The organism is Citrobacter sp. VF227 (genome assembly GCF_052950715.1).
Map to the genome: position 1 here is coordinate 1 of NZ_JBRFVF010000019.1, position 12,870 is coordinate 12,870.

The following is a 12,870-nucleotide window of genomic DNA, read 5'->3' on the forward strand; positions in this document are numbered from 1 at the left end:
TGAAGCAGACGGAGAACGCGAGCGTCCTGTAATGCCTGTGTGATATGAGGCAGCAGCTTTGCGGAGTCGGTGTTGTCTTCGTCGTTGTCGAAGACGATCCCGCTGTCGCAGTCAATATTGTCCTGCAGCCAGTTAGTCAGAATGTTAAGAGCATTTTCGGTGGTTATTACCGGCATGGGCGTACCCTGTGGTTACCAGTCAAAGGTGGCAAAGCCGGGCAGCAGGTCACCGCAGGCATCAAGGTGAATGACTCTGACAGCGTAGCGACGTATCAGCGTCACGATTAACCAGCGACAGGCTTTTGAGAATCCGCGCTTCCTGAGCTGAAGCACCGGGTACTGCCATGCATCCAGATAAATCAGATAGCCGGAGCCGGTATAGCTAATCCACTCGCTGTCACCAAAGTCTTCATGCTGATGTGAAAGAGTGAACAACAGGGAGTTGTCGGCTTCGGTGATATGGGCAGTGCTGCACTGTATGCCGTTCAGGCGGGCAGCGGGTGGTAAAGAGGAGTCCACAGTGAACATGCCGGGTTCATCGGCAATCCTCAGTATGCAACCGTTCTTGTTCACGGCATCGACCAGTTCAGTCAGTTCAATACCGTCGATATCCACGCTTATCCGACCCATGTTGAGGGCCAGTATATTGACGGCATCGGCTTCTATGGTCAGAGACAGTTTCATCAATTAACCCCGCGGTATTTGCCGTGGGTGATGTCAGTAACGGCTTTGTAGCCGCTGCGTATCATCAGACCACAGGCCTTGCGGGCACGCAGAATATCGATGCTGCTGATAAGTGGTGATGAGGTTTCAGCGCTGAAACCGCTGCGGTCAGTGCGCACAAGGTCGTATTTTTCGACAATAAAATTGATGGCATCGCACAGTGAGATACCGGCGTCAATGTGTTCCTGAATCACATCTTCGTTGCTAAACGGAGTGTCGTTGAGTGTAAGACCATAATGACGGTCCAGCAGATACGTCAGCAGGGTTTGCCAGACGGTCACCGGAGACGGGCGTGCCAGTGCCGTCCGCCGGGAGGATGCAGACATGGTGTGCATGAGGTTTTTCTCTTTGTTAAGGGGTTAGTGAAATAAGGACGGGGTTACAGAAGGGCTGTGGGTGTTGGATAAATCGCCAGGTACACGTAACCGTGCGAGCCGAGGGTATCCGCGTCACAGGTCAGCCCTTTGGCATATAACGTGACGCAGTGCTGATGGCGGGGACTGAGCTCACCGGAAACCAGCATCAGCTCCATCTGCTTCAGCAGTACCGGAAACGCCTGGTCAAGGTGACGTAAATCTGCCTCACTGAAGGTACCGGCGATACAGGCCCGGTCAGCGAGGTAATGCAGCCGGTGGCCTTCCTGCACCAGGCGTGCGCCATAGCACGGCATGACGGTGGGGTTAAGTCCCCACCAGGGTTCAGGGACATTATGGATAGAGGGTGGTATCTGATTAGACAATGTGGTGCTCCTTAAATAAGTCAATTAAGGGTTACGCTGCGCAGGACGACATACGGGCCGTTGCGGTCCTGGCGACGTTCAGCGAACACGGCCAGGACGCCGCTGATATCCTGCACTTCGCGCCCGGCATAGTGGCAGATGCTGCCGGACCAGGTGTATTTCCCGGTGCAGAAACGAAACAGCCGGGACTGTGGATGCCTGCGGTATATTGCCATCGCCTGACGTTTGGGGATGATTTTCATATGCTTATTCCTCACAACCAGCCGCGTTCAGCAAAGGAGGTAATCTCCATGCCACCCACCACCAGATGATCCAGTAGTCGGACCTCAATAAGTGCCATAGCCTGCTTAAGTCGTTCTGTTATCTGACGATCGGCCTGGCTGGGCTCCGCCAGACCTGACGGATGGTTGTGAGCAACGATGATGGCGGCCGCGTTATGTTTCAGGGCCGCTTTGACCACTTCCCGGGGATGGACTTCGGTATGGCTGACAGTACCGGTGAACAGTATCCCGTGGGTAATGAGGCGGTTCTGGTTGTCAAGGAACAGCACCATAAACACTTCCCGTTCTTCCTTTGCAAGCTGAAGGCGCAGCCAGTCCCGGGTGGCGCTGGCGGAGGTGAAGGCTGCTCCGGGTTCACGCAGCTGGCGTTCCAGAATATTCAGCGCCCGTCGGAGGGTGCTTCGGGCATACGGGGACAGGCCGGCTTCCTGGTGTGGGGAGGCCAGTGACGGGAACATATCAGGCTGCGATGTTGTGGGTAAGGGGGGCGGATTCGTCATGATTATTCCCCTAATCAATGATGCGCATAATGGCCTGGCATTCAGGGTGCGTGAGCGCGTAATCCCGTAGGCGGTAATAGTGTGCGGTCATCGCATCGCATTCAGTACGGCAGGCATGGTGGCTGTATTCCAGCAGGCAGACCGCTATTCCTGCTGCCTCAGCGCTCATGTCCGCACCATTGCCGTTCATGCTGTTATACAGGTGCCATTTCTCGCTGCTGCTACCTTCTGTCTCCGGGGCCATAAAGACACCGCCGTTGCTCAGCGTGTAAAACTGCCAGATGCCACCGCCGTAGTCTTCACACAGGCGGTCCATCCAGCCAAAGATGCGGGGCTCCAGCAGAATCCACTGCGGGACCGTACCGAAGTACTGCGGCCAGAAGGCAATCCGCCGTTCATCCGGAAGGCGTGAGACGGTAATGGTCGGCTGTTCTGTGGTTTCAGAAAAGTGTGCATTTTGTTCAGTCATTGCTGTTTTTCCTTGTGGTGAAAAGATGAGGGGTTATTTGCTGTTAAAACAGGCCAGCATGTTTTCAGCCATCACCCATAACGCCCGGTTGAGTTTTACATCCCCGTCAATACCGTTCACGGCGCGGGTGTGGCTGCATTTGCCCTTCGCGGTGCGTCCGGGCAGACCGCCCTTCAGCAGGTTTTCCTGCAGTCTCTGGTACGTGGTCCACAGGTCGTCCTGACGGTCTTCATGGCGGCGTGGCGTCAGTATCTGAGAGGCGGTCACCGGATGATGTTCTTCTCCGAAACGGTATGTCAGCGCAGCGTTTGCCAGTGCCTGCTGCGCCGGAGGCGGGAGAAGCAGGGACTGCATGGCGTCGCGTTTCGCTTCCACCCGGTCAAAAACCCCGAGTACTTCATAAGCACCTTCAATAACTCGCTCCACCACGTTACCCCGGTGCGGAACTCTGATTTCGCCAAATGACTGCCCGCAGATGAGCGAATTCGTGCATACGCTGCGAAAAATTCCTGGTAATAACTGAAAACTGGACTCACCACCGTGCGAATTCAGGATGATGATTTCCGGCACCTGCTGACTGTTTATCTGACCGGTGCGACGTAGGCGGAGCATGTGCTTTGTATGCTCCCGACGGCCTGGATCGCGAACGCGCGACTGGCAGGCAAAGAACGGCTGGAACCCTTCGCGTTGCAGGTTCTCCAGCAGGGTGATGGTGGGAATAAACGTGTACTTTTCACTCCTGGAAGCATGTTTGTCCTCTCCGAAGACGCTGGGGACATGTTGCATGAGTTCTTCACGGGTTAAGGGACGGTCGCGGCGTATCTGGTTTATCCGCCCGAAGCGGCTGGCTAAGCGCATAGTGAGCACCTCTGTAGTTAAAACAAAAAGGCCATGCGCCCCGAAGGGAACATGGCCTGTTGGTAGTGTGGCGGGTATTCGGCTGAGGGACGTGGTGAGTCAGTCCCGGGGGATACCGTGGCTGAGCATATAGCGGTTAAGCCATTCCCCGGCATTTGCTTCAAAATTCCACGCTCGCCAGACTAACTGATTATCACTGTCGCGAATGACCAGCCGAAAATGCGTACCCTGATCGTCTTCTATGGTGATATTGCGGTGACGCGCCACTACGGCTTCAGCCTGTCGGCGGGTGAACGGACCGGGTGGTAATGGCCTGTCGTCAGTGTCTTGCACGGTGAGCTCCTCTTATATCCGGCACAAAAATAAACGCCCCGCTCAATGAGCAGGGCGCTGGACGGGGCTGGCTAAAAAGCCAGGAAGGTATTGCGGCGGAGGTGTTGTTATCGTGGCGGGTGCTGAAGGTATTACTGAATATCAAACTTCGCCACGCAGCCGTTAGCGCCGAATTCAGGGATAACAGCGGCAGCGCCATTCAGCGTGAAGATGGCAGGTCTGGCTCCGCTGCCGGTGACGACCACGCGTTTGCCGGTACGCAGTTTGTTCCACGCCCACATCAGGTTGCCTGAGCCCACATGGGATTCACTCTCGCTGATATCGGCTTCTTCGGCGTTATCGATTTTCAGGGTCAGGCTCTGGCCACTGTCCATACTGACCTGATGGCCGTTAACGTCGGTGAAGATAATGGTGGCAGCCTGATAGCCGGCGCTGTCGCAGGCGAGGTACAGCTGAGACTGCCCCTTGCCCAGGATAGCGTACTCAGCAGTACCCTGTGCATAACCACGGGTCCAGGCATCGGGGTTACCGAACGCCAGCACCTGGCCGGAGAAACAGAGCGCGAGGGTAAGAGGCACAATGGGGCTGAATGACATGATAATTTCCTTCTAATAAACAGGAAGAAATACAGAAGGGTTAAGGTCTGATACGGCAGGGGGATTACTCGCTGACGGTGAAGGTGCCCCTGTCGGTAAATACGCGGGCTTCCACGAAGCTGCAGTTAATGCCCTTCTGCTGAAGTGGATTGCCAAAATGCCAGGTCAGGCCATCGGCAAACTGCATCGTCACCGGGGTGAATCCCTTTTTCGCAGGTATCCACCCGTTAACGGTAATGCCCTGATACGTGACGCTCCCCCTGGCCAGTAACAGGCACCGGCCCCGGTTGACGTCAATGTTCTTAATCTGAACGGTGTCCGTTTTAGCGGTCACTGTGACAAGCAGTTCAAAGCCACTCTTCTGAACATCGACCTTAATCGCATCATTTTCAGCCGCACCGGCATGTGAAGAGAGGGCGGACAGCAGCACCAGGCTGCAGCAGTGGGATAAAACGTTTTCATGGGACGTCCTTAAGATGTGATGATTGTTGCGATATATCGTATTGATTATTAATGAATAAATAACGCAAGGCATGATCCTCTGAAAGATTCTATAACCTGACATTTAACAGGGATAATGAATAAAACCGATCGGGTCGATCGACGGAGTTGATCGTGAGGAAGCAGTATCGCTTATCGATATGTACCATCAGGTTTACCGGTATGGCAGGACCGGACGGATTATCCGAAAAAGAAGGACCAGACGGTCCGGGCTGCTCGGGCGACAGTATGTGTAACAGCCTGTAATGCCGACCGGGCCACTTGTGGCAGCGGGGCCAGGTCAATGACCTTATCAATCACCTCCACCACGGCATCGCCAAAGCTGCTGCTGGCGGTGCTGATAACGGTATTGGTGCAATATCCCCTCTGCAGATGCGGTATCAGCGGGCTGCGGGCCTGCTTTGGGAGCCGGTTAATCATCGCCTCCACCAGACGGGACAGGCGATAACGGCCCCGGACAGAGACCGGCAGAATATCGGCTTCGGCGATACCTAACTGACGGGCCACGGCCAGTTGCTTCTGTGTGATGCGTTCAGTCTGTAATGCCGATGGCTGCGCCGACGACCAGTTCCACTGTTCGGCGGGTTCGGTTTTGTCCACCTGGTTAAGAACCCACAACACCGGTGGCAGTGTGCCGCTGTACTGTGTAAACACCTTCTGGTAAAACTGTTCCTCCACGGAATATGCCCGGTCATCAGCCTTAAGCACCCACAGCACCATATCCAGCTGTGGCATCAGTTCCCGGTACAGCTCGCGGTATTCGCCATCGCGGGTAACACTTTCACCCACGCCAGGTAAATCCACCAGCGTCAGGAAGTGAGTACCGAAACGTAGCCGTACTCGCTGCGGCTGACGGGTGCAGGCTTCCACTGCATTCACGGCGCAGACTGGGCTTCGGAACAGGGCGTTACACAGCGAGGACTTCCCTGCGCCAGTTTTGCCCATAATGCCAATCACGGGTTCGTACGTGACGAGTTGATTGAGCTCTTTCAGCAAATGTTGTCGTAGTGAGCGTGGATAGCGCCGCAGGTGACGGCGGATAAGGGCGTAGCCCGAGAGATGTTTCATGCTGGCCTCTGAATGAAAAAAGGCCATCCGGTGAGGATGGCCTGTTGGAAATAAGCGGGAGGGAATTCAGTAAGGTGATATATAGCTGTAATTTTTTTAAAGTGGATATATTCGTTACTGTACGGGCTTTCTGAGCGTGCCGTAGTGCCGGCGGGTCCAGTGCGTAATGAGCTTATGCAGGCTGATACCCCTTATTTCTGCGATTTCATCCAGCATATCTTTGACTTCCGGGTCCAGCAACAGCGTGACCAGCTGTTTTTCTTTATTCTTTTCCTGATATTTTTTTACCGAATAAGTCCGACTCAGTTTTTTGAGTACTGCCCGGTCACGGTGCTCACAAAAATGATACATGCAGGGAATGGCCAGCCGGCGTGAATGAGGGTTGTTACAGTTCAGACCGTATGAAGGAAGTCCTTCATCGATTGCACACGTCATCACGGTCTGAATGGCTTCCGGAATAATGACTTTGTCTTTGAACAGAAATCGAAAACGTTTTCTGAGTTTAGGGCTGGCGTATGCCCATTCCTGGTTTAATTCAGCGATGATTTTTATTTTTGTTTTACAGGGAGAGGGTGACGTATCAAAAATGTTCTGGATGGCGAGTAACCTTTCTTCCGGCGTGTCCGGGTGTACAATATTTAAATCATCTGCTCTGGTCCAGTCATTCAGATCCAGTTTGTCATTTTCATTACCCGTAATATTCAGGTAACCGCCATTGTGCAGTAATTCCAGAAAATGGAACCAGACAAACATGCCCGCCAGTTCATCTTCAGCGATCCAGGCGAAATATTTATTGTCGATAGCGGCTCTTGCCCAGTCATCCCGTCTGACCATCAGAAGATAAGGTACATGCTCTGGCTGAAGCTCGTGGTCTGTGCCCTTCAGGGCATCAGTCCCTTCTTCATGGAGCACGGTCTCATAGAAGAAGTGGTGGATTTTTTCATTGAGCTCCGTCAGGTTGCATCCGCTGACAGCCACCTGTTCACGATGATCGTGCAGGTAAAAGAGGGCTTCCCGGATACTGCGGGCATGCAGTTTTGGCAGGCTGATAGTGTCCATTTTTACCCCCCTGAAATTTCAATAACCTGATTTTATCAGGAGTCCTGTGCCATTCATTGAGTAATATCAATGTATTAAGTGATGATTCTTTGTGATAAAAATGGAAAAATATTATTTAATATCATGTAGATGACTGTGCTTTGAACTGTTTGTCAAATAAAGTGATACATATGCCTGAACCTGCTGTCCGGACCGGGAGGAGGGCTGGTTTAATCTTGCGAAGGTGTCCGTGAGATAACCCGCAGGAAACATGCAACCTCGCGGTGGCCTTGTGTCAGCCGGGTTATCGTATTATTGGTTGCTCACGCCAGAAGAAACCCGTTATGCAGGTATATTCAGGACCACAGGGCATTATCAGTTCTGGTCTCTTTAAACCTGTCATGGAGGTACAGGGTATTCGGTTTGTGAATGGGGGAAGGCGTGACGTCGCCTGTTAAACGCCTTCATTCTATTTGAGGATAGCGTTATTTTTTATACTCAAAACATGTCGTCACAGAAATATGTTCATTATTTTTCAGGGGGCATGGTAATGCGTACAGTTATTTTAGTATACCCTGATTTCTTCCTGTAATGAGAAGAAACATAACGCCTGCAGATTCCGCCACTGGCATCCTCATGTTACCAGAACGAAAAGATGTGCCCGGTATTATCTGGCTGGTTATTGACGGGGGTATATGGTCATTAAAATAAGGTATGGGTGGGTTTTTAATGTGATGAACCAGCAGGAAGTTAACATGGTTTAAAACTCATGTATTGATGCCGAATAAACTCTTTCGAAAAAATCATTCAGGTTATTAGTGTTATTTTATAAAGACGTACACCTGTAATCGCCAGGGGTGCCCTTCAACGGGATATTAATCCCGCAGAGTGTAGTTCAGCCTGATTGCATTTAATCTTATTATTCGTCCGGAACTGAGATAAATCATGCTGACGGACTTGTTTTGATATTGTCATGAGTGCTGTAATAATCGTATTCCTTTCTCGTTGAGAATGTCCTGCTGTTGGCTGTAGTGGCAGTGTTAGTGTGCGTGAGATTATTTAATTAAGGAATAAAATGATATTTTATAGAGAAGGGGAGAGTGTTCAGTATTCTGTGTCACGTTAAAAAATTATTACAACGTAATCACTTTATCGAGGCGGCCTTCAAAATAAATCGCCAACTGGGACAATGTCAAATTCCAGCTCTGGATCGGCATTGTCCATTTTTCCGGCGCTCACTGAACCCGTGCACCTTCTCCCGACCCTGCGTATTACGTTAAGCGACAGGCGTAACTTTTACCCCTTCTTATCGAGCCAGTTCCCCAGGGTAAGTGATCATCTCTACATCCCGTTCAGCGTATTACCCCACTCGTAATAATATTCCTCTCGCCAGGGACATAATCCCACCAGCCCGGTACCCGGGATAAGTGTCTGGCCTGTTCCACTTACACCAGTACCCCCATCGTTTCAATACTGACGCCCATGTCCATTCCCATGACGTTTACACTCACATGGAGAATCAGACATGGCTTACCACGACACGACCGATATCAATCTCAGCTATGTTCAGCACGCAGCCCTGAACCGAAAGCTACGACGACATCAGGACCAGTTATTCAAACGTTATTCGAAACTGCTGATGCTGCGGGTGGACTTCTCGTACCTCCGGGACAGTGATTCGCATGGGGAGGGCGATATTTACTCCACGGTGGCCGATATCACGATGATGCTGCAACGCTGTGGGGATATCAACGGACTGGTGGGTTATGCATGGGTACTGGAGCATACCGGACAACATCGTTACCACATTCACGCTGCGTTTTACCTCAACGGTCAGAAGCATCGCCTTGCGTGGACTGTCTTTGAAGCCCTCAGGGATATCTGGAAGGATGTGACATGGGGTGAGGGGCATGCATACCGGTGTGAACCTAAGGAGCATTATCGCGTGCGGGGAGAATGGGTGACGGCCTATGACGATATTAAGAGCCGTAAGAACATGCAGTACATCCTGAGCTATCTCAGCAAGCAGGAGCAGAAGACTCTGGGTGTTATCTGCCAGTTGAGTGATATCCCTGCCCCACCGGCAGCGGGCAGACGGCGGAAAGCCAGTTAAAAATTACGCCAGTGCGTCATCGTTTGAAGAAGTCTGCACCATTCGAATCCCTGACTTCTTCTCCCTTACCACCAACGGAGAAAAAACGATGACCACACCCGCCAGTCTTCTTACTGACAAATTTGTCGATATGGCCTTCATTACGCAACTTACCGGCTTAACCGACAAATGGTTCTACAAACTGATTCAGCTTGGGGAGTTCCCGAAGCCCATCAAACTCGGACGCAGCTCCCGCTGGCTTGAAAGCGAAGTGGAAGCCTGGCTACAGCAACGCATAGCACAGTCCCGTCAGTAATCTGTCGAACGCAGTCACATCTCCCACCAGATTTAACGCCACCAGTCGTATGACCTGCTCTGCTGCCCTACCCGGGACGGTTTACGCCTGCGCGTCGTATGGCAAAGGACCAATACTATGACGATTTATGCCAAATCATTTATCGCGCTTGACGGCAATCAGCGCCTCACGGGCGCGGTCACTGCACAGCTTCACCCTTACGACCGCTACTCCTGCCACCTCTGCGGCAGCGCTCTGGTATTCCACCCTGAATGGGGGACTAACCGTCCGTGGTTTGAACACACATGGGAAGACCTGACAGAGAACGGACGTCACCACTGCCCGTACGTACGCCCTGAGCCGAAGGAGGCGCAGCGGATACGTTTACTGCGTCGTTATGTACCAGATGTACTCCCAGTGGTGCGGAAGGCCGAATGGCACTGTTCTGGCTGCGACAGCGATTATCACGGCGAACGCTACTGCCTGAGTTGCCAGACTGGTAACCACAGTCATGAACGTTGCGCAGAATGAGCCTGCGCTATCAGCCACTGACTATCGGGACATCATGACAGGATTTACACCATGCAATTTCGCACCATTCGTACCGCCCTTGACTGCCAGGGCGAAGTCACTCACATCCGGGACCTGACTCCGCGTTCACGGGGTCTCTGGTTCTGCCGTTCCTGCAACAATCCCCTGCGTCTGCACTGGACGCATGACAGCGGCGGTTATTTCGAGCATGACCAGGAAGACGCTGACGAACGCCGATTAACGCATTGTGCATATCGGATTATGTCCCGGGATAAACCGGTATCCGCTTTTGACCAGGCCGTGAATGCACTGATAGAACGTGATGATGTGTCCGTCACAGCACCTTCAGAAAAGGATTACTTCTGCGTACTCTGCCAGCGTGAATATTATGGTCACCGGTGTTGCCCGGCGTGTGGGCAGCATATCTACAGCACGGAAATGAAAGACCTGGATACCCTGACGAGACCGGTGGCGTTTGCAAAATGAGGTATTTGTTCCCGCGGGGACGGGGAGCGGCAGACTCCCTGGCGCTGACAGCATCCGGAGTTTAAACATCTGAACCCGCCGGACCGGGAGTTCAGGGAATTCGCTTTATCTACACAAACTGGTATTTGCTCTGTCGGATTCTGACAGTCTGATTTGTGCTGTAATTAAATATTTACAGAGCAACTTCCCCCACTTTCATTGATAGAAACAGACCGTAATGTAATAATAAAAAAGCTAATCATTGCCTTTTGTTATTATTATGTTTTTTAACCCTGTTTTATTGTGGGTCTTCTTTTTCGTATTCATGGAGTGCGAGTATGTTGCTTTGTAGCAGTGCCCCTTGCGTTGTGTTCCTGACGGAATCTGATCTTGAATGCAAAATAAATAATAATCCCTCGTTTATTATACCTGCACATCATTTGAGTGTTCTGGCCTGTAATAATAACATCATTGAGATATCAGACTTAAACAGCACGCTGGTTGCCCATGTCAGCCGCGATGTTCTGAATGATTACCTGCAGTTTCTGAACAGAGATTTAACGAATATCACACCATTTTCCAGAATGGCTTTACCGGTAATGTCATGTTATTGCCGCACACCTGACGTATTCCGTCAGGCGGCACTACACAGTGTCTCAGATACCACGGAATATTGTGAAATCGAACGAACCCGTTCTTTATTATTTACTGTGCTGTCTAACTTTCTTGATTTTCCCGGTTTTATCGGGCTGTTAATGCTGATGCTACGAAATAGTGTGAAAGACAGTGTTTATCAGATAATTCGCAGTAATATCCATAAGCCACTGAATCTGAATGCCGTCGCGAGTTCACTTTGCTTCAGCCCAAGTCTTTTAAAAAAGAAACTGAAAAATGAAAATACAAGTTATAGCCAGATAATGACGGAGTGCCGGATGCACTATGCCGCTAAACAGTTGTTAATGACGAATAAAAATATTTCGCAGGTTTCACAATTGTGTGGATATCACAGCACCTCATACTTCATTTCGGTATTTAAGACGTTTTATGGTATGACGCCTCTGCATTATGTAACACAGAACCAGCAACAATACAGCCAGGCAAGTTAGCCATTCCCAGCCTGCAACAGCACCACCTCTCTTGCGTAAAGCTGAACGCAGGTTGTATCACAGGCCTGGCGCTGTGAGCCCCTTCGTCTTTTGCCTGACCGGGTTTCATACCTTACCGGGCACTCTGTACCCGGGGTTAACGTTTACCCGTCATGTGTGAAGATGCTGCCACTGCCTGTAAACCTCAGTCGTTTTTTGTGCTTCCCGGCACCTGACAGAACATTTCTGTTTTATGGATTTACGGAACATGCCAGGCACGTAGCATATCTCTTATTGATCGGCGCGAACGATCAATATCGGGAAACTGATCTATCAAAACGATTATCTTTCCTGTGCCAGGCCTGGTTATCCTTGTCTTATATTGTTTTACAAAAAAGTCTTTGATTACGGCCGGTTATCCAGCTGGGGCTTGCTGTGTCCATTTTCCATATAACCCAAATCAGGGAGTCACGAAGGCGCTGGAAGGATGAAGAGATGTGCACGGTGCAACAAAAAAAGAAGCATCCTGGAGCGGTGGCTCTCATTCGATAAACAGTACTGTGACGAGTGCTTATTCGATATCGATGAGGAAATCAGGGAAAGACGGATTAACCCGACCAGACGTTTCAGCGATGACAACGAAGGGAAATAATTATCCGGGATGAAGAATTAATCGACATCAGCATCATTATTCCGGCATACAGCGGCGCTGAAACTGTTGGTAGTCTGGTGAATAAAATCCTCAGTGAAACCCGCATGGCGGTTGAACGTATTATTGTCGATGACGGTTCTGCCGATGAAACAGCCAGCGTTCTTCGTCAACGCCATGATGGCCTGCTCATTCTGACTGGGCAGGCGAATCAGAGCGTATATGGTCGCAAATGTTACCAACGGTGCGAAAGTGGGTCTTCCGCAATTGGGTGGAGATTTTCATGCCAGAGGACTCATTACCCGTCGCCTCAATAGCTCGAACCCGGCCCGACCATACATCTGACATTTCAGCATCTTCAGGCGATTTACATGCCCTTCGATTACACCGTTACTCCATCGGCTGGTAATCGCTTCCCATATAGCAGCTGCATCTGCTTTCATCCCGGGCGCCAGGCGCCGAAGCAGGGGATCTGTCAACGCCACGATCTGTGACCGTTATTTGCCATTTTCATGCCCACTAGATGCTTTCTTTAATGATGCTGTCCGCTTTCCGCCATTTCATCGTCACTGATTGGCGTTGCGTTTTTGGCCAGCACTCCAGCTTTGCGTTTCTCCTTTAACCGGTAACTTTCTCCTTTGATATTCA

Annotated in this window: 19 protein-coding genes and 2 pseudogenes; 6 read left to right on the plus strand and 15 right to left on the minus strand. The window is 51.1% G+C overall.

Annotation, left to right across the window (positions count from 1 at the left end):
* The 13 genes from ACU8YC_RS24095 to ACU8YC_RS24155 form a co-directional block, all read right to left on the minus strand.
* Positions 1–176 (minus strand): hypothetical protein (locus tag ACU8YC_RS24095; RefSeq protein WP_446895858.1); only part of this gene is annotated, 176 nt, incomplete at its 3' end.
* 15 nt (positions 177–191) lie between these two features.
* Complete coding sequence (locus tag ACU8YC_RS24100; protein WP_446895841.1) at positions 192–683, minus strand: DUF5983 family protein; 492 nt, start codon at positions 681–683, stop codon at positions 192–194.
* Entirely contained in the window at positions 683–1,057 is a 375-nt protein-coding gene (locus ACU8YC_RS24105) for a TA system toxin CbtA family protein (RefSeq protein WP_446895842.1), read from the minus strand. Before ACU8YC_RS24105 ends, ACU8YC_RS24100 begins: the two co-directional genes overlap by 1 nt.
* 44 nt (positions 1,058–1,101) lie before the next feature.
* On the minus strand, positions 1,102–1,461 hold the full coding sequence (locus tag ACU8YC_RS24110; protein WP_446895843.1) for a type IV toxin-antitoxin system YeeU family antitoxin: 360 nt from the start codon (positions 1,459–1,461) through the stop codon (positions 1,102–1,104).
* A 20-nt stretch (positions 1,462–1,481) separates the two neighbouring features.
* The gene (locus ACU8YC_RS24115; RefSeq protein ID WP_446895844.1) at positions 1,482–1,703 is read right to left on the minus strand and encodes a DUF987 domain-containing protein; all 222 of its coding nucleotides are present in this window, start codon (positions 1,701–1,703) and stop codon (positions 1,482–1,484) included.
* An 11-nt stretch (positions 1,704–1,714) separates the two neighbouring features.
* A complete protein-coding gene (gene radC, locus ACU8YC_RS24120; protein ID WP_446895859.1) occupies positions 1,715–2,200 on the minus strand; it encodes a RadC family protein in 486 nt (161 codons plus the stop codon).
* 52 nt (positions 2,201–2,252) lie between these two features.
* A complete protein-coding gene (locus ACU8YC_RS24125; RefSeq protein WP_446895845.1) occupies positions 2,253–2,711 on the minus strand; it encodes an antirestriction protein in 459 nt (152 codons plus the stop codon).
* Between the two features lie 33 nt (positions 2,712–2,744).
* On the minus strand, positions 2,745–3,569 hold the full coding sequence (locus tag ACU8YC_RS24130; RefSeq protein WP_446895846.1) for a DUF932 domain-containing protein: 825 nt from the start codon (positions 3,567–3,569) through the stop codon (positions 2,745–2,747).
* Positions 3,570–3,668: 99 nt separating this feature from the next.
* Positions 3,669–3,902, minus strand: a complete 234-nt coding sequence (locus ACU8YC_RS24135; protein WP_446895847.1) for a DUF905 domain-containing protein — start codon at positions 3,900–3,902, stop codon at positions 3,669–3,671.
* A 131-nt stretch (positions 3,903–4,033) separates the two neighbouring features.
* Positions 4,034–4,498, minus strand: coding sequence for a hypothetical protein (locus tag ACU8YC_RS24140; protein ID WP_446895848.1), 465 nt, complete (start codon positions 4,496–4,498; stop codon positions 4,034–4,036).
* Between the two features lie 64 nt (positions 4,499–4,562).
* The gene (locus tag ACU8YC_RS24145) at positions 4,563–4,928 is read right to left on the minus strand and encodes a hypothetical protein (protein ID WP_446895849.1); all 366 of its coding nucleotides are present in this window, start codon (positions 4,926–4,928) and stop codon (positions 4,563–4,565) included.
* Between the two features lie 251 nt (positions 4,929–5,179).
* The gene (locus ACU8YC_RS24150) at positions 5,180–6,067 is read right to left on the minus strand and encodes a GTPase family protein (RefSeq protein WP_446895850.1); all 888 of its coding nucleotides are present in this window, start codon (positions 6,065–6,067) and stop codon (positions 5,180–5,182) included.
* 114 nt (positions 6,068–6,181) lie between these two features.
* Positions 6,182–7,126, minus strand: a complete 945-nt coding sequence (locus tag ACU8YC_RS24155) for a ribbon-helix-helix domain-containing protein (RefSeq protein ID WP_446895851.1) — start codon at positions 7,124–7,126, stop codon at positions 6,182–6,184.
* A gap of 1,504 nt (positions 7,127–8,630) precedes the next feature.
* Between ACU8YC_RS24155 and ACU8YC_RS24160 the strand changes: the two genes are divergently transcribed.
* The 6 genes from ACU8YC_RS24160 (at position 8,631) to ACU8YC_RS24185 (ending at position 12,539) form a co-directional block, all read left to right on the plus strand.
* The gene (locus ACU8YC_RS24160) at positions 8,631–9,218 is read left to right on the plus strand and encodes a hypothetical protein (protein WP_446895852.1); all 588 of its coding nucleotides are present in this window, start codon (positions 8,631–8,633) and stop codon (positions 9,216–9,218) included.
* Positions 9,219–9,306: 88 nt separating this feature from the next.
* Entirely contained in the window at positions 9,307–9,513 is a 207-nt protein-coding gene (locus tag ACU8YC_RS24165; RefSeq protein WP_446895853.1) for a helix-turn-helix transcriptional regulator, read from the plus strand.
* A 117-nt stretch (positions 9,514–9,630) separates the two neighbouring features.
* Positions 9,631–10,023 (plus strand): putative zinc ribbon protein, encoded by a 393-nt coding sequence (locus ACU8YC_RS24170; protein ID WP_446895854.1) that lies wholly within the window; start codon positions 9,631–9,633, stop codon positions 10,021–10,023.
* 51 nt (positions 10,024–10,074) lie between these two features.
* Entirely contained in the window at positions 10,075–10,509 is a 435-nt protein-coding gene (locus tag ACU8YC_RS24175; RefSeq protein ID WP_446895855.1) for a putative zinc ribbon protein, read from the plus strand.
* 317 nt (positions 10,510–10,826) lie between these two features.
* Positions 10,827–11,594, plus strand: a complete 768-nt coding sequence (locus tag ACU8YC_RS24180) for an AraC family transcriptional regulator (RefSeq protein ID WP_446895856.1) — start codon at positions 10,827–10,829, stop codon at positions 11,592–11,594.
* A gap of 708 nt (positions 11,595–12,302) precedes the next feature.
* The gene (locus ACU8YC_RS24185) at positions 12,303–12,539 is read left to right on the plus strand and encodes a hypothetical protein (protein WP_446895857.1); all 237 of its coding nucleotides are present in this window, start codon (positions 12,303–12,305) and stop codon (positions 12,537–12,539) included.
* Here ACU8YC_RS24185 and ACU8YC_RS24190 read toward each other — a convergent pair.
* Positions 12,504–12,683 (minus strand): annotated as a pseudogene (locus ACU8YC_RS24190) (ISL3 family transposase); the annotation flags it as partial. The gene ACU8YC_RS24185 and the pseudogene ACU8YC_RS24190 sit on opposite strands and share 36 nt — an antisense overlap.
* A 71-nt stretch (positions 12,684–12,754) precedes the next feature.
* Positions 12,755–12,870, minus strand: a pseudogene (locus ACU8YC_RS24195) (AAA family ATPase); the annotation flags it as partial.